Below are 18,710 nucleotides of genomic sequence, written 5' to 3'. Positions count from 1 at the left end.
TATAAAAAAGGGGGGTGCATGCCCCTTTGCGATAAGATGTGAAGAGAACCATGCCTGACAATAAAAACAACTGCCCACGTGGCCAACTGCTGCTTCGTACATTAGCAATGCCCGCCGATACCAACGCCAATGGGGACATTTTTGGTGGTTGGATCATGTCCCAGCTCGATTTAGCCGGCGCAATTCTCGCCAAAGAGATTTCTGGTGGACGCGTTGTCACTGTCTCTGTCAACGACATTACATTTAAATCGCCCGTCAGTGTCGGCGATGTGGTTTGCTGCTACGGCACGTGCCAACGTATCGGCAATACCTCGATTACCATTGAGCTTGAGGTCTGGGTTAAGCCCGTCAGTCATGATGAGATTGGCGATCGCAACAAGGTTAGTCATGCAACCTTTAATTATGTTGCGATTGATGAAAACGGCCGCCCTCGCGCAATCAAGAAATAGCCCCCAAGCGGGTAAGGGGTAGTAATCTACCCCCTTATTTTTTACGAATGAGATAAGCACCTATCTACTTTTAATTCCCCATGGCTTTGGCATTAGCCGCTGTCATGGCATCTAAAAATGAATCCATGCTCGAGCCTGTCAGCGCGCTTGCATCGCCTGATGAGGAGCCACTTAACACGACAGTAGAAGGTCGTTGTGCATCAGCAAATCCCTTTGCCAATCGCTCAGCAATTTGAATACGGGTTTGCTGTTCTGCACTTAGCTGACCCCCTGCTTTAATCTTACGATCTGCAGCCTCTGCTTCAGCTTTAGAGCTCACTTCCAACGCTTTCGCTTCCAGCGTTGCCGCGCGTAATTCAGCCTCTCGCTGTTTTTCAATTTGTTTAGCCACTTCAACATTCTGTTGGGCATTGATAATCGCCAGTTGCTTCCTACGCTCCGCATTCACTACTTCACGTGCTTTAACCACTTCCGCTTTACCTTTAGCACGCGCTTTATCACGAGCCGCCAACGCGATGGCCTCTAACCTCGCTTGCTCGGCCTCCGCAGTACGTGCCTTCGAGGTGATAACGGCGTTTTCCGCATCTCGCTTGAGTGCAATTTGATCCTTTGTCTTTTGCTCAAAGTCCCAGTCTTTGATATTAAACTGCGTCAGTTTAATGCCATAGTCATCAATAGGTGAGGAGTCCGCGCGCACTGGCTTGTTGTCAGCCATCACAATTTCTGGAAGCTCTTCAATGGTTTTCTTACCATCTGCTCCCATGGTCTCTTTTTCTACGAGGTGCGTCGCATAAATACCGTTATCAATTTGGTCTTTGGCATAAGTTCTAAATTGAGTTCGGTGCGTCATATAGGCTTCTTGTGAACTCATCAAGCCAGCAGTGAACTGCAGGGCTTCTTCTGTTGTTCTCAACATCAATGAAGTTTGTAGGTTTTGTGGCGATTTGTATTTTTTATGAAGCGCTATCATTAGCTCTTCATCACCGGGCAACGCAAACTGAACGTTTCCTTTTACCCAGCCGATACCGCCTTCGTTATATTTCACGGTCGGTGCGTAAGTGTAATCTAGTACATCCGTATCGAGAGGAAGCGGCTCTGCGCCAATGGTGATCATTTGACTTTGGTTACCTTCGCCCCGGCGAGCTTGATGTTCTGGCATGGTGGTAAAATCTAACCCCATGAAATCTGGATAGGTCGTCACCGTGCCGAACAAATTAAAGAAAGGACCTGGCTCAAACTCCACGTGAGTTTCACCACTGAACGCGCGAACGACAGCGCGCTCACCATTGTCTAGGTTGTGATAAGCACTCAATCCTGACGCCAACACGAGCAACACACTCGCGCCTACGGACATACCAATGATATGTGTTGTTTTCATTATTACACCTTGAAACATAAAAAATCGCAGAATAGTAATATGAAATTCACTACCAATCATCATTAATACAGTTTTTTAGGCAAAAAAGTCCTGTTTGTGGAGCGAGTTAACAGTTTTATTCTGTCGCTTGGCGCCTCAGTCAATTGAGCCTTATTCACTGACTTAGTGTAATAACCGATAGTTTAATTTTTTAACGCATTCATCAAAAAGCATTTTATCTGTTTTCTTTCCGCTTTTGGCGATGGTCAGCCACTGCACGCCCGTGTCATCCTGGTGGTTATATTCAATGCGTAGCACGTATTTTGCGCTTGTCAGCAAAGCTAACAACGCGCCTGCAGCAAAGCCCACTGCAGGCAAATACTCCGCGTAAGGCAGCTCACCGACCAACATAAAAAACAAAAAGCTCGCGCTTAGTATTCCTAACCCCAACATCCTCAGCAGGTGATCTTTCCACGTGAGTTCTTCAACGCTGGCATCAACAATATTGTGCATCGTGTAACAGTCATCATTCACACATAAACGGGTTGAGGTTTGCTTTATTACCACTGACTTTCTCATACTTATTTCCATATCAAGGTGTGTGTGCCACTCACTCGATCGCAGCACTCATTCCACTGCGGCGATGATTATGTCTATTTTTACTAACAGAGCGAGTGCGACTAAATGCAAACGTGACCCACAACACTGAATATTTAATGTGTTCTGTGTTAACTATTGATACACGCGCCTGCTACGCTCAACAAAGTGGTGACTTTGTAGATAACGGACTATCGGCATGACCATCCTAACCGGGATCCAACCTGAACTTGATAGACACCAGCTCTCTGAGCTGAATGTCGACCTGCTGTCGGCTGTGCTACGCGGCGCAGACATGCTGGTCAGTGGTGACGACAGGCTTGCCAACATTAATCACTTGCTCGCTGAAATTGGAGCTGTCACGCAAGTGAGTCGCGTGTGGGTGTTTCAAGTATTAGCGATCAGCCCCACCAATATTTTGCAAGATTATGTTTTTGAATGGGCCAACGAGAAGAAGTATGCGCAAATTCGTCTCCCCCACTTCAATCATTTTAGCTCTAGCCTCGCTCACCCCGAGTACCGCGAGCTGATAGAAAGCCGACAACGTGGCGAGTATCAATCTGTCATTACTGATCAATTACCCTCATCCTGGCTCAAGCGCTATTTAACACAACAGCGCATTTTATCGATGTTAACCATCCCCATCATTGTCGATAATAAATGGTGGGGAACACTAGGGTTTGATGATTGCGAGCGTGAACAACGCTGGTCAGAAAGTGATGTGACCTTGCTGCGCGCCACGGGACATCTCATCGCCAGTACAGTGCTAAAAAACGAGCTGTTTTCTAAACAACGGCAAATCGAAATCATTAAAGACAATACCCACTGCAGCACCTGGCAAGTGGATGTTCAACGCGGTATCTGTTGGTGCTCGTCAGAGATCATCGGTGACAGTGCTGCCAGCAGTATTCGTGACTCCCGTACCTACACCAGCCGACACTGGCTACGCCGCATTCATCCTCAGTATCGTCGAGCGTTTTTCTCGCGGGTGCGCCATTTTTTATCGCCCGTTGGCAACGAGCTAAAAATGGACCTACAGGTTAAACGTGATAATGGTGAATATACGTGGGTAGAAATCACCACCAATAATGATCCCAAAAATAAGCCTCAAGGTGTGGTCGCTGGGGTGATGTGGGATATCAGTCAGCGTAAGGCGGAAGAACAAGCATTAATGCGCCAGGCTGCGACTGACCCGCTGACACAACTATACAACCGCCGTCAATTTGCCAGTGACCTTGCCCGCTTTGGCGAACAAGCCCGGTACCGACATCAGCCTCTATCCCTGCTTATTATTGATATCGACCATTTTAAACGCATCAACGATAACTACGGCCATATCGTTGGCGATCACGTCCTCGAAGCCTTCGCGTCATTACTCGAAACGCATCTTCCTCTGCACAGCAACATTTATCGCATTGGAGGGGAAGAGTTCGCTTGTCTGTTGGCGAATACCGACCAAAAAGCGGCGCAGCACTATGCCGCTCAGCTCTGCGAGGCCGTTTACGACCAACATTCGATCCTCGACTACTCCCCCGCTATCCGTGTGTCCGTGTCAATTGGCTGTGCAGAGCTCGACGCGGCCCAGCTCGATGCTAAGCACCTCTACCAGCATGCCGATGACGCTTTATACAACGCCAAACTCTCTGGACGCAACCGGGTCGTCAGTTACGCTTAAACTTGTAGGGCATTCTCGGTCAGTACATTTATCTCGCCACCGCCGTTATTCAGTGAAGACGGTGATTTGCTAAACTACAGCTAACACACTCGGTTTTATATCCCCCTCAAGGAGCTTCTATGCCAGCTCGCCCGGATTTTCTCGACAACCTCTCTCCTCATCACGGCAAAGTCGTCCCTGGCGTACTGAGCCTAGAGACACAAACGGCTCTCGCTGCCAAACTCGACGCCATGCCAAATGGGCAAACTTGGTATGCCGACATATACAAAAAAGCGATCTATGGGCCCATGGTATTCCGCGACCCAGATCTCAACATCGCCGACACCATTGAGGCACTGCTACCAGACTATCGCATTTTGGCCGATTTATATTTGGAGAAAACGCCCGAGGATCAAGGCTTTCCTTTCCATACCGATTTTGACTCGATTGGCTTTATGGAGCGGCCGGAAGATATGCTCACGGTATGGATCCCGCTGACGCCAGTGAAAGAACCCGGCTCAGGGCAGTTATCTATCGTGATGGAAGAGGGGGCGGTGCGCCTATCGCTGATCCGCGAAGCCAATCAATTGCACTCACTGGTGCGCATTGCCGACCCGTCGGTGCCCGAGCACCCGCCGTTTCAAATCACTCAGCAAGAGTATGACTACATGGAGAAAGGTAAGGTGACGCCTGCGTTGGATGCAGGTGATGCGCTGCTGTTCTGTAACGCTTTTTTCCATAAATCAGAGGATGTCTACCAAGGCAAACGCGCTGCCTACATCATGCGCTTGGTGCCCAAAGACGCTAAATTTAGCAAAACACGCTTGCTGGCACTGAGAAAACTTGGACAGAACCTGGCGGTGGTCGAAGAATTACTGAAAACGCACTATCCAGAGGCGTTATAAGGAGTGATTTTTATTGAGGGTGGTGAGCATGACGCCTCGCGCCTTCATTGTGCCATTGTGCACCGCAGGCGCTAGGTGACTAATAGTGATATCGGCAAGATAGGATCGTAATAGACGTATCATCCACGGCGTAAACCAGCCGATTGGTGTCATCAATACGCCGCGACCAGAAGCCTGTCAGATTTTCTTTTAGTGACTCAGGCTTACCTATCCCCTCGGATGGCGTCCGTTTTACATCGATGATGAGCTTGTTGATTCGCTTGAGTGTTTTTCTATCCTGACTTTGCCAGTATACGTAGTCACGCCACGCATCATCCGTCCAGCAAAGTAAGCGACTACTCATCGTCATCGACTAACGCGTGCTCCATCGCTTTCCCCATCTTGTACTGAGTAATGGAGCGATTTAGGTGCTCAGCATTTGCGGGCGAGCGCAACAGATGGACGGTTTCCATAAGGCTGTTGTAGTAATCAAGCGACATCACCACCGCATCCTCTGCATCACGTCGGGTGATGATAGCGGTATCAGCGTCGTCAACCACCCCATCTAATACCGTTTTGAGGCCATTTCTCGCTTCAGTAAACGAAATGATTTTCATCGGATCACTCCTATTCTTACACCACCGAAGTATAGAGCAACAAACTAGACATGTACAACTTAAAGAACATGTCTAGTAGCTATTCGCTGAGCACAACTGTCCCGCAGTGACAGCGGGCCAAGTGTTCGGGTTGGATGGACAATACTGGCTTAACCCACGCGTTTGTTTCTTTTACATTGCCAACTATCGTAGTCATCGCCGATTTGCATACGCGACTTGGATAACGCCTCAACGTCGTACTGAAATCGCCGAGTGCCATTCCATGCTGGCGTAATGTATACGGTTTCAATCTCTGAGAGATAGGCTTGGCTAAAGCTATCATTGCTCTGAAATTCAAAAGGATTGTAAGCCAGCTTAATCGTGTCGTTGCTTAACTCCCACTCACCCGTAGCATTGTATGAAAAGCGCGCACTTTCCTCACCAAGAAAATATTCAACACGCCCGTTTAATACGAATTCCTTGTTATCTTTTAATGCCCACTTTTCCTTATAAACTTTATCTCCCTGCATAGTAAACGAGCATATCCACTGCCCCGTTACGTTACTCTTATTGATCGGCAGCTCAGATGCTGCCTCGGAAGATAACACCAACGAAGAGAAAAAAAGTACAACACACGTATTTATCGTTTTCATATTAACGTAATTCTCTTAATCCTATATTGATGACCTAAACTAAAGAGAGGCCACTCCTCAAAACGATATCCGCGACATCCTAGCGATCCGCTGGATGATGAACTCCATCCATCACTGGAATATTCTCCAACTCAAACGGATTGACGCCATCTAAGCAGGCAATATTGAACCCAAACTCACTCGGATTGGAGCGACGTTGGTGATGGGTGTAAATGCCACAGCGTGAGCAGAAATAGTGCTTAGCAGTGTGAGTATTAAAGGAATACACACTGAGTTGCTCTCTGCCAGCAACGACACGCAATTGTGCAAGCTTGACTGAGCCAACAATGGCGCCTCGGCGTCGACACATTGAGCAATCGCAGCGTCTGGGGTTTTCAATCCCATTGGGTAACGCGAGGGCTAACACAACCGCCCCGCAATGACAGCGAGCTAAGTGTTCGGGTTGGATGGGCGTTTGACCGACTTGTTTTATCATGCGCTTACCTGCTCAGTTTCATGGTGATCAAGCGGATAGACTTTCTCAAAGCGCTCTAACACCAAAGGGGATTGAGTTGTAAACGGTACGCCGAGTGCCTGCCCCTCTTGCTCAAAAAACGCAAGGTGCGCCTGCCGCCACCACGCATAACTCTTATCGCCTTCTCCTTCCGCTGCGGCGAACTCAGCGGTTACTTGATCAAACGGGCACTCGCTCACCTCAGTCACTTTAATAATACAAACCGGCTGCTGCGCCCAGTTAAGCACCACGGTTAAACGCCCCACTTGCGGGTAAGGTTCGTTTTCTATCTCGTAGCATGCTTTTAAGCTGCACGATGCGCGTTTTATACCTTGATCAATCAAACGGGCGCATTCGTTGGCATTGTATTCATCCGCGCAAAAGTACTCGGCAATCGTTTCAGGCACCGCCTGACGCTCGGCGTCACTTAAGGTGGCAAGGTAGGCGTTTAAGTAGTCCTGCTGTTCCGTATTCATAAGCGTCCTTGTTTATTCAATCGTCCAATTCGCAGCGCCAGCTCCCGCCTCCTGAAAGCGAAGTTTTATCGAGTAGGTGTCATCACAGCCTTCGACAATCCATAACTCCCGCCAAACCCTTGTGCCTACCTCGCCTGACGGCATTTCTCGCACATAAGGCACAAATTCCTCTGGCTTCTCACAGCCTTGAGATGCCACCGTAACCAGCACCCCTGCCATGGCATCTTGGATCAATTTTTGATTAGCCAGCGATCCTTCTTGGATCGCTCCTTCTGGCAGCGACTGCGCTATCGATGACCAAGAAAACATCAAGGCAAAGATGGCAAGTAAGGCGCGTGAACGGTCATTCATGATGATTAACTCCAATATCAACTTGTATAGATAAACAAAACTTTTGATGACGCTATTATCTCAGCGGCCTTCTTCTTTTAATGGCACAATCATCTCCGCGTTAACCGAGTGACCCTTACGCCTGACTGTGTCTAATAGGCTTATGGTGACCTTTTATACACAAGAAATAGGCCCAAGCAACGAGTATCACCTGTAGAGGGCCGCGTATTAAAAGATAGCTCGGCCCCCATTGATGCCCACCAAGGCCTATCCCATTGACTGCGGCATAAACATTCGCTGGAAAGAAAGCGATAAACACAACAATAGCAAGTTTTGCTGCGAGAGGCTGATACCGTGGAACAAAAAGCGCGATGCCAATTAATAGCTCAATCAACCCCGTGAAATAAACTAACTCCAAACGAAGTGGCACCCATGTAGGCAGCATTTCTACCATGCCCTCAGCTTTAACAAGGTGTCCAATAAAAAAGAATATAAAAGCGACTCCCAGCCCCCAACATGCATACTTGTTCACGTTCAAAAACGTGCCATTCAATTTTGAATAAATGAAGGCAATGGCCAACGGGCTAGATAAAAGCACTAAAATAATGATTGGTGTTATCATGTTTCCTCCTTGAGTCATGATATTTTTTGAGTCTGCTTAATTTTTATTTGGCGTTCATCTCACCAAACACTGTTTTCTCTTCACGCGGTGGATGACCACGGAAACGTCATTCTCCATAACTCTTTTTCATACGCTACATTATTGGCTGCGTTAGCCAGTATGCCTACAATATGCATAGGTATTGAAGCCTGTAGTGATACACACGATGCCGCTGCCATTTGTGACGCTGTTCAGCGTCCAAACAGCCGGTTTATTCCTGTTAAGTCACCTGATCACCGAGTGATGAGTGTGCTCCACCAGAAACAAAAATTCCCTGCGGATTAATTGCTTTCTCTGGGGAATTAACGCTGAGTACAGAGACGGCTCAGTTTAGTTATCAAAGCAAGGGACTCCCTGCTGATATGACCAAGATGGCGAAACCGCCAATAGTCTATCGTCGTCGCCAAACTTCAGACCTACCCAGCCCACCCAAGTACAGCCTTCTTTTTCATAAGTCTCTTGGTCTGTGACAGACTCGAATGCAGCAACAATTTCCGCCTTTTCCTGAGAAGCTGCCAGCTTGGGTATGGCAGCCATAAGGTGCGCCTGTGTTTCCTGGAGCTTATCGATTGAGTCATCCCGATAAGCTGCCGTGATACCAGAATCTAGCGCTTGGTAAAACCAAAACGCATTGGTTCCGACCAGCAGAATGATTAAGACAAATATCGCGATTTTCATAGAGACTTATAACTCCAGGATTTGGGGCTGATTTGTGGCAGCGAAGCGGTGGAAAGGCTGTCCCAGCCCCGAAGGGATGGCAACAGTCGTTTGTTAGGCACCTGAGCGTTGCGAAAAATGGTACAAGCCTTCAATATCGGACGAGCACAAAAGAGGCATTGCTTCTTTAATTTTCTCCAACGGCCAATCCCACCACTTCATATCTAGTAGCATTGTAATTTCCTGTTCTGAAAAGCGCTTCCTTATCGCTTTTGCGGGGTTGCCACCAACAATTGTGTATGGTTCTACATCTTTGGTAACCAAAGCCCGACTACCAATTACCGCTCCATGGCCAACCTTTACACCAGGCATAATCATTGCCTCGGACCCAATCCACACGTCACTCCCTATGACGGTATCACCTGCCTTTTGGAAAGCATCAACTGATTCCGAAAATGCCGGCTCCTCATTCATATAGAAAAAAGGGAATGACGTCACCCAATCATATCGGTGGCCTTGATTGCCAGCCATGATAAAGGAGGCTCCCGATCCGATAGAGCAAAAGCTTCCAATTATCAATTTATCAACATCATCACGATCAGGCAGGAGGAAGCGAGCGCAATCATCAAATGAGTGTCCATGATAATACCCTGAATAATAGCTATAGCGGCCTACCTTAATATTGGGGTTCTTAACTTGTTCTATCAGAGGTTTTCCCTCGAACGGGCTCTCAAAATAATTTTTCATTTAATTACACATCCAATCCAGAATGACATCATTGCCTAACGAATGACATAGATTTCCCCTCTTGAAAATCTGCCACACTGAGGTGCGGCTTTTAATAACGGAGGTAACCATGTCGGCTCAATTCTTTTGTGGCGCTGATCTCGCCAAGCACCATTTTTCTCTTCAAGCTCTGCGATCCGTCGCTTGAGTGCCGATAACTCATCCTTCGCCTTGTCTGGCTTCACTTTATTCTTTTGGGACTTGACCATACCAAACTCTCCATCTCGATACGCTTTACGCCATTTCGATAGCATGAATGGATGGATATCAAGCGCCTCTGCAACCGACTTCACTGTTCGATGCGTCTCATAGCTCCATTCAACCGCTTTCAGTTTGAAGTCTAGTGAATATGCGCTATCTTTTTACCCGTATTATAGGCTGGCATACTGACCTCCTCAGATCGTCGATGCGTGTCCAGTAAAACGGATCAAGTCCAGAATCACTCTTAAATGCTTTGTCAGGGCACAATTATTCCGCCATTCGAGAGGCACAATAATGAAGCGGAAGACAACATTATTGGACCAAAAAAATCAATAACAAACCATCGAATATTTTGACTATTCAGAAAATATTTATAGCGTCGGTCAAATGTTTTCATTGAAACGATCAACTGATTCCCCACTAAAACTTTTTCCATTCGAGTAATTGAGCTAACAGCACTATCGATTTCTATTTTTAAAGGTTGAACTTGAGAACTGATATTGACATCTGAGTGGCTTAAACTTGCACCTTTCTCTCGCATCTCGTGAATGACTGTCTCCATACTTTCAATCCGTTGATTGATAGCGGTTAGTCGTTCCTTGAGACTTCCAATTCTTTTTGCTTGTGTTGACCACCAAAAATAAAACGTAGAGTTTCTTGGGTCTGACGGAAATGGTGGTTTTACCATCTCATCAATGTCCATATCGTCGGCACGTATAAATGCTTCTTTAGCCCCAGTAACTCTAACTTCCCACTCTTGAAGTGATTCATACGCGCACCAAACAAAATGAGCAAGAAAATAGAGAATAAGGATCAACAGACCTTTATATAACAACGCATCATTAAGTCCGTTAAACTTTAAACCGAATATCGTTGAACTAGGATCAATGCTAACGCCACCCAAAGTAATAAACAAAGCGACGAAACTTGTAATCATCAAGTTCTGACGTATCTTTTTCACGTTTTCAGTAAACTCTATCTGAACTGGTGCTAGCAATACATTTTCTACTGATTCACTCATGAATTCTCCATTTGTGCCCTAACGCCGCGCTCACCGGAAAATTGGAGCGAAGCGTAAATTTTTCCGAGTGCAGCGCCTTGTTACGCGATTATTTAGACGACTACCGAAAGACACTTTGATTGCTCAATTTGTTGGCTCTTCTCTGTTGCACCATATACTGCCTACAGGCTTGCCATCTTTATACTTAAACAAGCCGCTATAAACCAAACGACCAAAAAATTGACTTGCTCCAGAAGAAAACATCTGCTTCTCTCCGCCTATTAACCAGACGATCTCCATATCATTTTCATCAAGCCATTTCTGTAATTTCTCAGTACGCATTAACGCATATGAAGGGCCGTATTCTTCTAGGCTTGGATCAAAAAATACAGACTGCTCCTTGTGCTCCCATCGCCCCCATTGACCGGGAGGTCTAGCCAAGTCCATTTCCTCAATCAACTCCTTTGCTGGCATATGGAAGTAAAGTGAACTATTGAGAGAATAATCGTTACCGCCATCCTCCCATTCGTATTTAGCAAATGGAATAAGGTGTTCGACTGCAATCTGTTCCCTAAAGACCTCTTCTGGTTCCCTCCATCCAGAAAGGTGGCGATATATTGGATGCCAAGGATATTCGCCTAAAAAGCCCTCGTGTTGCGTTGATGGTGCGCTGACTATATCGGGATCACAAAGTGTTTTTCTCTCAACTCCTTTAGCTAAAGAATCAAAAGCTCCTTTACGGATTAAGATAGAATTAATTCTGAACCACCCATCAAGATAGGGACTTTCGATATTATCATCTGAATATTTCCTATTTTCAGACCAAAAACCGCGTAAAACCAGCCAATTAGAATTGTCGGCAGGCATCGTCCTTTGCAGTAACTCAGAGAATTCAGGCAAAACATCTTCATCCCACAAAAAGTTAGTCTTGGCTGCCAGATCATTTTCATTTGGGAATGGGAAGTTATAAGGTTGCCACCAAGTACACTGCTTGTTGTGATAGGTTTTGAATTCTCCGGATTGTCTTGCCCAGATAGTAGGATCAATATCGCGTTTGTATATTTGCCAAGGCCCTTCATAAATATCATCATCGGGAACATCGCTATAACCTCGATTAGTCCAATGGTAGTTATCAGAAAGTCTGGCCAAAAACTCATGGAAGGCCATCCATTGGTATTTTTTCCCAACACGCTCCATTGCTCCACCACTGGGACCACCACCCCTTCCGTGTGAGCACATTCTTTCAAAATCAGCAAATAGCTCTTCAGTCCATCCAAACTCATGGGCTCGTTTACAAACCCATCTTTGAGCCCATTTCCTACTAAAGGCAGCAGGCCTATCGTTACTTACTCCAGAAACCCAGCGATAATACTCTTGTTGCTCTTCATTGAGCTGTGCATTTACTCTGCTATCAAACTCTTCTTGTTCTTTCCTTCTATCTTCAAAGCTGCGTTTATACTCTTCAGAATCATACTCAATTCTTCTAATAGCCTTTAATAACTCTTCTGGTGAAGCTGAAGTGTCACTTACTGGTATTGGTTCCAGTTTTTCCAAATATTCTTTTTTCACATCGTCAGTTAATAGTTCGCGAGCAAATCGCTCCTTGATCTCATAACCATTCTCTATTTTTGGTAAGGCTATAGGTGTTGAAGACCAATTATGAACACAGCCCATGGTGTAGTTTCCAAAGTCACCCGGAAAACCCATTAAAGAACTTTTGATTCTTGATGAAAATTCATCTCCAGCTATGCCTTCTATCTCTTTTTTGGATGGATTATCCAGTTTTTGGCTACTCTTATAAGGTGGTCTGAATTGTTCGGGAGGAATTTCTACAGAAAGTACTCCAATATGCAAGGCATACTCTAAAATCCCGCGAGCATAATCTCTAAGCAGAATATGCGGGGTTGGCTCACCATCCTTAAATATCAATTCAAATGTGGTGATCGCTATACCCTTAATAATATCTTCTTTGTCGGTATTGCAAATGACACCATATGCAACGGCATAAAGCCTCTCGCTTAAGTACGTATCCTCTAGATTCGAGAACTCGTTTAATAAGTCTTCAACGAGATGGGGGTAAGAAGAAATAATTCTGACCAGGGATTTTGTAGATCGATCTCTTATTCTTCTATTCGGGCTAGTCAAAAACCAAATAAGGGTAATAGCACAGAGCCTAATTCTTTCTTCTTCGACAGACTCAATTTCACCAGAATGTGCCCACTCAATAATTGTTCTAATGATGGATTCATATTCATCATCTTCTTCAGAGCTATCACCGTACGCTATGCGTATAGACCAAAAGTGGTCTCTTTCGGCAATCTCTTTATTCATAAGATTTCGATGAAGCAACTCAGCATTCCACGGGTGATTGGGTTCCGTTGACAATTTCAACAAAATATCCAATGCTGGGTGACTGTAGGAATGACCTTCTAAGTTATTTAAAAGCTCCAGAGTTCTTTCAGAAAAAGAGCTTGGACTCCTCCATAAAACAGTATTCTTAAAAGTCTCATCAAGCTGCCACTTCCCAACTTCAATATCATCAGGCAGCAAATCCTCTAATTCCATATTGAAACGCTCTGCAATAATGACGGCTAAAGCTTCGAATATCCCAGAAAAGCGGTAGTAACCATTATCTTTGAGTAATTGCCCTATAGAACCCCCATCTAAAAATGCTGCTTCAATATTATTTACCCGATTTACTAATTCCTGAGCAATAAAATAATCACTAAATCGTTCATATGTAAATCTGACAATAAGATTTCCACGCTGTTCAGCTTTATAAGACACATCCTCAGAAAGAATGCCCTCATCGATCAATATGTCGAAAAGGCTATCCCCATGATTTGGGTTTGGATCGTAATTATTAATCAGTTTTCTAACATCTTGCTTCGGAAGGCCTTCAAGATTATCTGGCAATAATTTTGAAGCTATATCAATAAGTATGGATTTAACGATATTCTCTTGCGGATTGAATCTTTTCTTTCTCGCCACAATCCTTTCAATGCTATCAACATAAAAATCAAATAATGAGGTAACAGAGTTCAGACCTTTTGGAAATGAGGTTAGCTTATTTTGTTTAAGCGCTTGGCAGCATGTTTTCAAGAAAAGTGGATTTGTAAATTCAGGCGCTAATATTGGTGCGCTTGGTTTTGATATGCCTTGCTGGGAAAGAAATTTCTCCGCAGCCCTATGCTCATGCCCTCTAAACCCATAATGCCCTATGCGAGGCAACAAGCTTTCGCCTGCACTATCGGGAAGAATGTAACTTAGATAAGTGCTACGGCAACTAAACAGAACGGCAATATTTGGAAATCGTGATAAATCCGATAAAAATCCTGTTATTTGGTTATGCCAGTCATCTCTGTTATTTCCTTCATTGATAGCATCAATGACAATGAGTGCTCTCTCTCCAAATGCTTCCCCTGCTGCGTCTATAGCTCCTAGGATTTGGGAATTTCTATAGTTTTGTAAGTCCAATGATTCTTTTATAAAACTACTTGGGTCCCCACCTTGATATTGAGCACCCAACAAAAATAATGTAGGTAAATTCATGTCAATTCTATGCAAACTTAAGTCACATAGGAGGTGTGATTTACCTATTCCAGCTTCCCCGTAAAGAAGCGCAGCTTTCGTATGGGATGAAATGGCTTTTTTTTGTTTGATGAAAGATGCTAGATCATCTATTGCACCATCTAATCTATATAGGTTACTTCTAGAGTTTTCTTTTTTTTCAGACCAATCAATTTTGTCGATTGCATCTTTATAGACATCGGCATATAGCTTAGAGAGCCCTTCTAGTAAAGAGCTTATACTTGAGATTCGATTGTGGAAATCTTTGTGCGCAACTCCTTTACCAAGTTCATTCAAAAAATCATTAAGCTGTTCATCCAAGCTTTTTACTATTTCGCCATTTAATAATGTGCCTTCAGTGGTGCTTTCTTCATTCAAGAAAGAAATTACATCTAAACTAGCATCTTTTAACTCTGCCCTCCTTTCTCTTAGAAGCTCCCACCATGAGGAGTTTAAACATAGACCATCGAAACTACTTGCAATGGGAAGATCAACGTGAAACTGTGGTGTGTACCTGTCTCCCAAGCTAACCTGTGACCTTTTTGCGATGTTTTTGAATACATCTAACCCGAGAAATGGTTCGTTAAACCAGTACAGCGATCTACCAGAGTAAAGGGGGTCATCTATCGTAAGAAAATTAGTAATCTCATGCTTACCCCAGTATGAAAAATCTATTTCTCGACCTAGTACTTGTGCTTGGTTTTTCCATTTTTTGACATGATCTAGCCACTCATCTTCAACAGAAACTACTTGTTTCCCACCTTTTCCTTTCTTTCTGCTATCAGCTTTATCTAAAGGTAAACAGACAATATAATGTGTTAACTTGGGATGCTTTTCTAAGGCTGTAGTAAAAGATTCATCTATTTGTTGCCAACGGGAGGAATTCATTCCATCTAAAAAATATTTAGCTTGCCAACATATCTCCGAGTCATCTCCAAGAATCCAGTAACATTCAACACCGGCATCACCTCCAGCGCCATCCTTCTTAACAAACCGCTTTCCATCATCTGGTTTTTGAAGGTGGGCAATTTGGCAAATCAACTCTTCAAAGCCTGAGTTTTTACTACCATCATGTGTTCTAATGTGAGAGAAGTTAATTTCCATATATAAATTCTTAAATTTACTAAATATTTTTTGACTGGTTATAACCCCAGGTCTTATTCAATTACCCAGTAGACTTGCAACGCATAACGCCCGCATCAGCGGGAAATTTGTTGCGTCAGCGGCAAATTGATCCGCTGCATGCGATTGTTATGCCTTTCTATAGCCCATAGTATTTCTTCGCCGCTTCCGTGATGACAGCTGTGGCTACTGAAACGCCTGCTTTCCATGTGCCGTCCGCTGCTTTTTTTAGGTTGGACGCAATCCAGCTTTTTGCTCTATTTCCAAACGGCTCAAGCTCATCCTCCGGCTCTTCGGCTTCGAGAATTGCAGCGAGTGACTTCGCATCATCTTCTGAGATCCCGGATTCTACGAGCTGGTTTACAAACGAGGCTGAGTCACGTTCGTTGACGTTGACCGAGACAGTTGAGCCGGGACCTCCTGCCACGGCTGTATTTACGTTCCCGTAAATGATCTGCTGTGATATTTGTTGGACCTTCTCCGCGTTGGTATCAGTGGCCTTCGAAGCCCCAAAAGATACATCTGCAGCCGCAGGAATCGACTTCTCTAGCTCCAAAGTCAGCTCGAGAATACGCCCTCGCACCGCTTGTTGGATTTCGGTTAATGAAGTTCTTGAGATTGTTCCGCTTACAGAATTACAGGCGTAATTCTCATAAACCTTCCCTTGAAGTAATAGGATCAGGTTAGAAGCATCTATACCTAGGGATCCACTTTCCGCACTACCTCTTACCAGCTCATCGACGCCCGCGATACTTTCCCTCACCTCAAAACTCACCCAGCGGTCTCCGGCGAATTGCTTGATAAGGTGCGAAGGAATTGGAGCGTTCTGTATCCCAGATCCAAAAGGCCCCGAAAATGTACCCTTGTAACTAACCCCGACTATCCGATAGGAAGGTACTTCAACATAATTGGGATAGCCCTCGGATTCATGCCTCACCCACTCTTCGAGCACATTGCTCCCTAATCTAGAAGCCAGGAATCTAAGCTTTAGAAGGATTGAGCCCAAATCGGCTCCTTCTTGAACGACGGACTCCTGAATTTCATGCAATAAGGGCATTTTGTTTTCCTCTAAAAATTTCGGAAGCATTTGAATGCATAACGCCGCGCTCTGCGGCAATTTTGGAGCGCAGCGGAAAAATTGTCCGACAGTAGCGCTTTGTTAAATTTATCTTTTGTTTGGCAATGCGGAAAAGAACAGCAAAAACCATAGAAATAACGAAAACTTGATTGAATCAAACCAACCCACATCAGCGTTTACAACCCAAGAAACATTTCCAGCAATAAAGAATGCCCAAAAGACCATTGCCAACACTGTGAACGCCAGATATTTAACTTCATTTACAAACGTAAATCGAACAACAGCTGCGCTTACGAGATTAGCAATGAGCTGCGACAACTTCCAGAAAGGGCCGTAGGCCAGAACACCAAATATGGCGCAAATTGCAGACAGATTGTCTTGATTGATGACGTAGTTTATCGCCAACTTAGAATCAATGAGGTTCACCGTAGGATTCACAAGCCCGCCATTTAATGATAGAGGGATAAAGAATGCCATGTACATGGCAAAGTAGGAGAAACCATAAAAATATACCTTGCCGACAACAGCTTCTAGCTTGGCACGATTCTGGGCTCTCCACTCTTCGACATTGGATGGGTCGGGGTCCGGTATCTGTTGCTCTGGAATGTCCGGAACTGTAACAGGTTTTGTTTTGAACAAGTCTTGGAAGAATGGGGTTAGCACATTAGCAATAATACTTAAGATAATCGCTACGACACCTCCAAGTATCGCTTCTATCATCTGGCACTCTCTCCTTTCGTACTTTGAAATTTAACATTGTATTAGTGCGCGCGCTCGATTTGTCAAAACCGTTACACACGTCTTTTTTCATCTAACTACTTATGATTAAAAACATTTTTAAAGCTTGAAGCAATCACCTTGTCTGCGAAAGTGTGCATGCCGCCTATCCCGGACAATGCATTCACACTATCCTCAAAGGCGAAGTTATAACCGTCTGATTATATTGAACTAAAGTTTTCTCTTTCGGCGATAATGTGAATGTGCCTCGAAAAAGCGTGCACACTATTTGGCTTTCTCTACCAATAAGCTGTATGAATAAACAGTCTTAGATGGAGGGAAAGGATCATGACCAAAAGCCCGTTTATGGCAAGCCTTCAGCACGAGATCAGGCGGCGAGGCTATGCGATCAAAACTGAGAAGAGTTACCTATACTGGGTGCGCCGATTTATCCTTTTCCATCATAAGCAACATCCGACAGACCTCAGTGATGAGGACGTAAAAACGTTTCTGTCTTATTTGGCCAATGCGCAACAAATTTCACCGAATACGCAAAAGGTTGCACTCAATGCACTGGCCTTTCTATACAACCAGTTTTTAGACCAGCCGCTAGGTAAGATTGCATTTAGTCCGTCCAAAAAATCGCCGCGAATTCCAATTGTGCTCAGTAAAGAAGAAGTTGCCAGAATTTTTGCCTACCTTGGCGCAAGGGATAAGCTGATTTGTGGGCTTATGTACGGCAGTGGCCTACGCATCAATGAGTGCTTGAGGTTACGCATCAAGGATTGGGATTTTAATCATAACGCGATCACTGTTCATAATGGCAAAGGTGGAAAATCACGCACCACCTTGCTGCCTAATCAATTGACCGGTGAGTTACATACATTATGTGAAAGAGCTGCCGACATCATCTGCATGATTCCAATGTGCGTAAAGCCTTAAACCGTGCGGTGCAAAAGGCCGGCATCACCCATAAGCACGTTACCTGTCATACGTTTCGCCATAGCTTTGCCACACAGATGCTTTTGGCGGGTTACGATATTCGCACCATTCAAACCTTATTGGGCCATACCGATCTCTCTACCACGCAGATCTATACCCATGTGATCGGGCAACAATTTGCGGGCACGACAAGCCCAATGGATTTGCTTTAGCGCCCACGCTACCGCTGTTGGTTAGCGGCGTCCAAAAGGCCATGTAAGAGGCAGAAATATTGAGGGTTAGCGTACCAGAGTGCAGAATAGCTGTTTAGACAGAATCGCCTAAAATGTTGGCGGGGTCAGAGTTTAGAAATTTGCGGAAGTATAAACGCAAAAAAGCCGCTGACTGAGCAGCGGCTTTTCGGTATGTGGCGGAGAGATAGGGATTTGAACCCTAGAAGGGCTATTAACCCTTGCCGGTTTTCAAGACCGGTGCTTTCAACCACTCA

The 18,710-nt window shown here is 44.9% G+C and carries 20 protein-coding genes and 1 pseudogene; 5 read left to right on the top strand and 16 right to left on the bottom strand.

The features are described from left to right. Window positions 1–50: 50 nt before the first annotated feature. Entirely contained in the window at window positions 51–449 is a 399-nt protein-coding gene (gene yciA, locus BZG25_RS09230) for an acyl-CoA thioester hydrolase YciA (RefSeq protein ID WP_025674456.1), read from the top strand. A 70-nt stretch (window positions 450–519) separates the two neighbouring features. On the opposite strand, the gene BZG25_RS09225 is transcribed toward yciA, so the two are convergent. Continuing rightward, complete coding sequence (locus BZG25_RS09225; protein WP_158010255.1) at window positions 520–1,827, bottom strand: SPFH domain-containing protein; 1,308 nt, start codon at window positions 1,825–1,827, stop codon at window positions 520–522. Between the two features lie 162 nt (window positions 1,828–1,989). After that, the gene (locus BZG25_RS09220) at window positions 1,990–2,385 is read right to left on the bottom strand and encodes a DUF6232 family protein (protein WP_077638938.1); all 396 of its coding nucleotides are present in this window, start codon (window positions 2,383–2,385) and stop codon (window positions 1,990–1,992) included. A gap of 217 nt (window positions 2,386–2,602) precedes the next feature. Here BZG25_RS09220 and BZG25_RS09215 point away from each other — a divergent pair, with 217 nt between their 5' ends. Both BZG25_RS09215 and BZG25_RS09210 read left to right on the top strand, forming a co-directional pair. Next, window positions 2,603–4,078, top strand: coding sequence for a sensor domain-containing diguanylate cyclase (locus BZG25_RS09215; protein WP_077638937.1), 1,476 nt, complete (start codon window positions 2,603–2,605; stop codon window positions 4,076–4,078). A gap of 119 nt (window positions 4,079–4,197) precedes the next feature. After that, window positions 4,198–4,962, top strand: a complete 765-nt coding sequence (locus tag BZG25_RS09210) for a hypothetical protein (RefSeq protein WP_046073445.1) — start codon at window positions 4,198–4,200, stop codon at window positions 4,960–4,962. 79 nt (window positions 4,963–5,041) lie between these two features. Here BZG25_RS09210 and BZG25_RS09205 read toward each other — a convergent pair whose 3' ends face one another. The 14 genes and pseudogenes from BZG25_RS09205 to BZG25_RS09140 form a co-directional block, all read right to left on the bottom strand. Next, window positions 5,042–5,311, bottom strand: a complete 270-nt coding sequence (locus BZG25_RS09205; RefSeq protein WP_198535217.1) for a Txe/YoeB family addiction module toxin — start codon at window positions 5,309–5,311, stop codon at window positions 5,042–5,044. Next, window positions 5,298–5,558: a type II toxin-antitoxin system Phd/YefM family antitoxin gene (locus tag BZG25_RS09200; RefSeq protein WP_069590095.1), complete on the bottom strand. Its 261-nt coding sequence runs from the start codon at window positions 5,556–5,558 to the stop codon at window positions 5,298–5,300. The genes BZG25_RS09205 and BZG25_RS09200 overlap by 14 nt, the downstream gene beginning before the upstream one ends. A 149-nt stretch (window positions 5,559–5,707) precedes the next feature. Continuing rightward, window positions 5,708–6,190 carry a hypothetical protein gene (locus BZG25_RS09195; RefSeq protein WP_077605975.1) on the bottom strand — a complete coding sequence of 161 codons (483 nt, stop codon included), beginning with the start codon at window positions 6,188–6,190 and terminating at the stop codon, window positions 5,708–5,710. Window positions 6,191–6,269: 79 nt separating this feature from the next. Then, the gene (locus BZG25_RS09190; RefSeq protein ID WP_077605974.1) at window positions 6,270–6,665 is read right to left on the bottom strand and encodes a GFA family protein; all 396 of its coding nucleotides are present in this window, start codon (window positions 6,663–6,665) and stop codon (window positions 6,270–6,272) included. Continuing rightward, the gene (locus BZG25_RS09185) at window positions 6,662–7,159 is read right to left on the bottom strand and encodes an ASCH domain-containing protein (protein ID WP_077638936.1); all 498 of its coding nucleotides are present in this window, start codon (window positions 7,157–7,159) and stop codon (window positions 6,662–6,664) included. Before BZG25_RS09185 ends, BZG25_RS09190 begins: the two co-directional genes overlap by 4 nt. Window positions 7,160–7,171: 12 nt before the next feature. Continuing rightward, window positions 7,172–7,510 (bottom strand): hypothetical protein, encoded by a 339-nt coding sequence (locus BZG25_RS09180; protein ID WP_077638935.1) that lies wholly within the window; start codon window positions 7,508–7,510, stop codon window positions 7,172–7,174. A gap of 115 nt (window positions 7,511–7,625) precedes the next feature. Continuing rightward, window positions 7,626–8,111 (bottom strand): hypothetical protein, encoded by a 486-nt coding sequence (locus BZG25_RS09175; RefSeq protein WP_077638934.1) that lies wholly within the window; start codon window positions 8,109–8,111, stop codon window positions 7,626–7,628. 369 nt (window positions 8,112–8,480) lie between these two features. Next, window positions 8,481–8,828: a hypothetical protein gene (locus BZG25_RS09170; protein WP_077638933.1), complete on the bottom strand. Its 348-nt coding sequence runs from the start codon at window positions 8,826–8,828 to the stop codon at window positions 8,481–8,483. Window positions 8,829–8,921: 93 nt separating this feature from the next. Continuing rightward, on the bottom strand, window positions 8,922–9,554 hold the full coding sequence (gene catB / locus BZG25_RS09165) for a type B chloramphenicol O-acetyltransferase (RefSeq protein ID WP_077638932.1): 633 nt from the start codon (window positions 9,552–9,554) through the stop codon (window positions 8,922–8,924). A gap of 35 nt (window positions 9,555–9,589) precedes the next feature. Further along, window positions 9,590–9,931 (bottom strand): annotated as a pseudogene (locus BZG25_RS09160) (transposase); the annotation flags it as partial. A 119-nt stretch (window positions 9,932–10,050) separates the two neighbouring features. Beyond that, entirely contained in the window at window positions 10,051–10,815 is a 765-nt protein-coding gene (locus BZG25_RS09155; RefSeq protein WP_077638930.1) for a hypothetical protein, read from the bottom strand. Between the two features lie 123 nt (window positions 10,816–10,938). After that, the gene (locus BZG25_RS09150; RefSeq protein WP_077638929.1) at window positions 10,939–15,468 is read right to left on the bottom strand and encodes an NACHT domain-containing NTPase; all 4,530 of its coding nucleotides are present in this window, start codon (window positions 15,466–15,468) and stop codon (window positions 10,939–10,941) included. 157 nt (window positions 15,469–15,625) lie between these two features. Then, window positions 15,626–16,543 carry a hypothetical protein gene (locus BZG25_RS09145; RefSeq protein WP_077638928.1) on the bottom strand — a complete coding sequence of 306 codons (918 nt, stop codon included), beginning with the start codon at window positions 16,541–16,543 and terminating at the stop codon, window positions 15,626–15,628. A 108-nt stretch (window positions 16,544–16,651) separates the two neighbouring features. Further along, window positions 16,652–17,284: a hypothetical protein gene (locus BZG25_RS09140; protein WP_077638927.1), complete on the bottom strand. Its 633-nt coding sequence runs from the start codon at window positions 17,282–17,284 to the stop codon at window positions 16,652–16,654. Between the two features lie 345 nt (window positions 17,285–17,629). Here BZG25_RS09140 and BZG25_RS09135 point away from each other — a divergent pair, with 345 nt between their 5' ends. Continuing rightward, complete coding sequence (locus tag BZG25_RS09135) at window positions 17,630–18,223, top strand: phage integrase N-terminal SAM-like domain-containing protein (RefSeq protein WP_371326854.1); 594 nt, start codon at window positions 17,630–17,632, stop codon at window positions 18,221–18,223. Further along, on the top strand, window positions 18,208–18,435 hold the full coding sequence (locus tag BZG25_RS16245; protein ID WP_046073465.1) for a tyrosine-type recombinase/integrase: 228 nt from the start codon (window positions 18,208–18,210) through the stop codon (window positions 18,433–18,435). The genes BZG25_RS09135 and BZG25_RS16245 overlap by 16 nt, the downstream gene beginning before the upstream one ends. Window positions 18,436–18,710 lie beyond the last annotated feature (275 nt).

This window comes from Salinivibrio sp. ML198, assembly GCF_001996015.1.
GTDB classification, from domain to species: domain Bacteria; phylum Pseudomonadota; class Gammaproteobacteria; order Enterobacterales; family Vibrionaceae; genus Salinivibrio; species Salinivibrio siamensis.
Note: the sequence above shows the minus strand (reverse complement) of the source record. Positions and strands in the feature narration are given on the sequence as shown.

What these genes read in the sequence shown, in the direction of transcription:
- yciA (WP_025674456.1), top strand. Translation starts at nt 51, where the DNA reads ATGCCTGACAATAAAAACAACTGCCCACGTGGCCAACTGCTGCTTCGT.
- BZG25_RS09225 (WP_158010255.1), bottom strand. Translation starts at nt 1,827, where the DNA reads ATGAAAACAACACATATCATTGGTATGTCCGTAGGCGCGAGTGTGTTG.
- BZG25_RS09220 (WP_077638938.1), bottom strand. Translation starts at nt 2,385, where the DNA reads ATGAGAAAGTCAGTGGTAATAAAGCAAACCTCAACCCGTTTATGTGTG.
- BZG25_RS09215 (WP_077638937.1), top strand. Translation starts at nt 2,603, where the DNA reads ATGACCATCCTAACCGGGATCCAACCTGAACTTGATAGACACCAGCTC.
- BZG25_RS09210 (WP_046073445.1), top strand. Translation starts at nt 4,198, where the DNA reads ATGCCAGCTCGCCCGGATTTTCTCGACAACCTCTCTCCTCATCACGGC.
- BZG25_RS09205 (WP_198535217.1), bottom strand. Translation starts at nt 5,311, where the DNA reads ATGACGATGAGTAGTCGCTTACTTTGCTGGACGGATGATGCGTGGCGT.
- BZG25_RS09200 (WP_069590095.1), bottom strand. Translation starts at nt 5,558, where the DNA reads ATGAAAATCATTTCGTTTACTGAAGCGAGAAATGGCCTCAAAACGGTA.
- BZG25_RS09195 (WP_077605975.1), bottom strand. Translation starts at nt 6,190, where the DNA reads ATGAAAACGATAAATACGTGTGTTGTACTTTTTTTCTCTTCGTTGGTG.
- BZG25_RS09190 (WP_077605974.1), bottom strand. Translation starts at nt 6,665, where the DNA reads ATGATAAAACAAGTCGGTCAAACGCCCATCCAACCCGAACACTTAGCT.
- BZG25_RS09185 (WP_077638936.1), bottom strand. Translation starts at nt 7,159, where the DNA reads ATGAATACGGAACAGCAGGACTACTTAAACGCCTACCTTGCCACCTTA.
- BZG25_RS09180 (WP_077638935.1), bottom strand. Translation starts at nt 7,510, where the DNA reads ATGAATGACCGTTCACGCGCCTTACTTGCCATCTTTGCCTTGATGTTT.
- BZG25_RS09175 (WP_077638934.1), bottom strand. Translation starts at nt 8,111, where the DNA reads ATGATAACACCAATCATTATTTTAGTGCTTTTATCTAGCCCGTTGGCC.
- BZG25_RS09170 (WP_077638933.1), bottom strand. Translation starts at nt 8,828, where the DNA reads ATGAAAATCGCGATATTTGTCTTAATCATTCTGCTGGTCGGAACCAAT.
- catB (WP_077638932.1), bottom strand. Translation starts at nt 9,554, where the DNA reads ATGAAAAATTATTTTGAGAGCCCGTTCGAGGGAAAACCTCTGATAGAA.
- BZG25_RS09155 (WP_077638930.1), bottom strand. Translation starts at nt 10,815, where the DNA reads ATGAGTGAATCAGTAGAAAATGTATTGCTAGCACCAGTTCAGATAGAG.
- BZG25_RS09150 (WP_077638929.1), bottom strand. Translation starts at nt 15,468, where the DNA reads ATGGAAATTAACTTCTCTCACATTAGAACACATGATGGTAGTAAAAAC.
- BZG25_RS09145 (WP_077638928.1), bottom strand. Translation starts at nt 16,543, where the DNA reads ATGCCCTTATTGCATGAAATTCAGGAGTCCGTCGTTCAAGAAGGAGCC.
- BZG25_RS09140 (WP_077638927.1), bottom strand. Translation starts at nt 17,284, where the DNA reads ATGATAGAAGCGATACTTGGAGGTGTCGTAGCGATTATCTTAAGTATT.
- BZG25_RS09135 (WP_371326854.1), top strand. Translation starts at nt 17,630, where the DNA reads ATGACCAAAAGCCCGTTTATGGCAAGCCTTCAGCACGAGATCAGGCGG.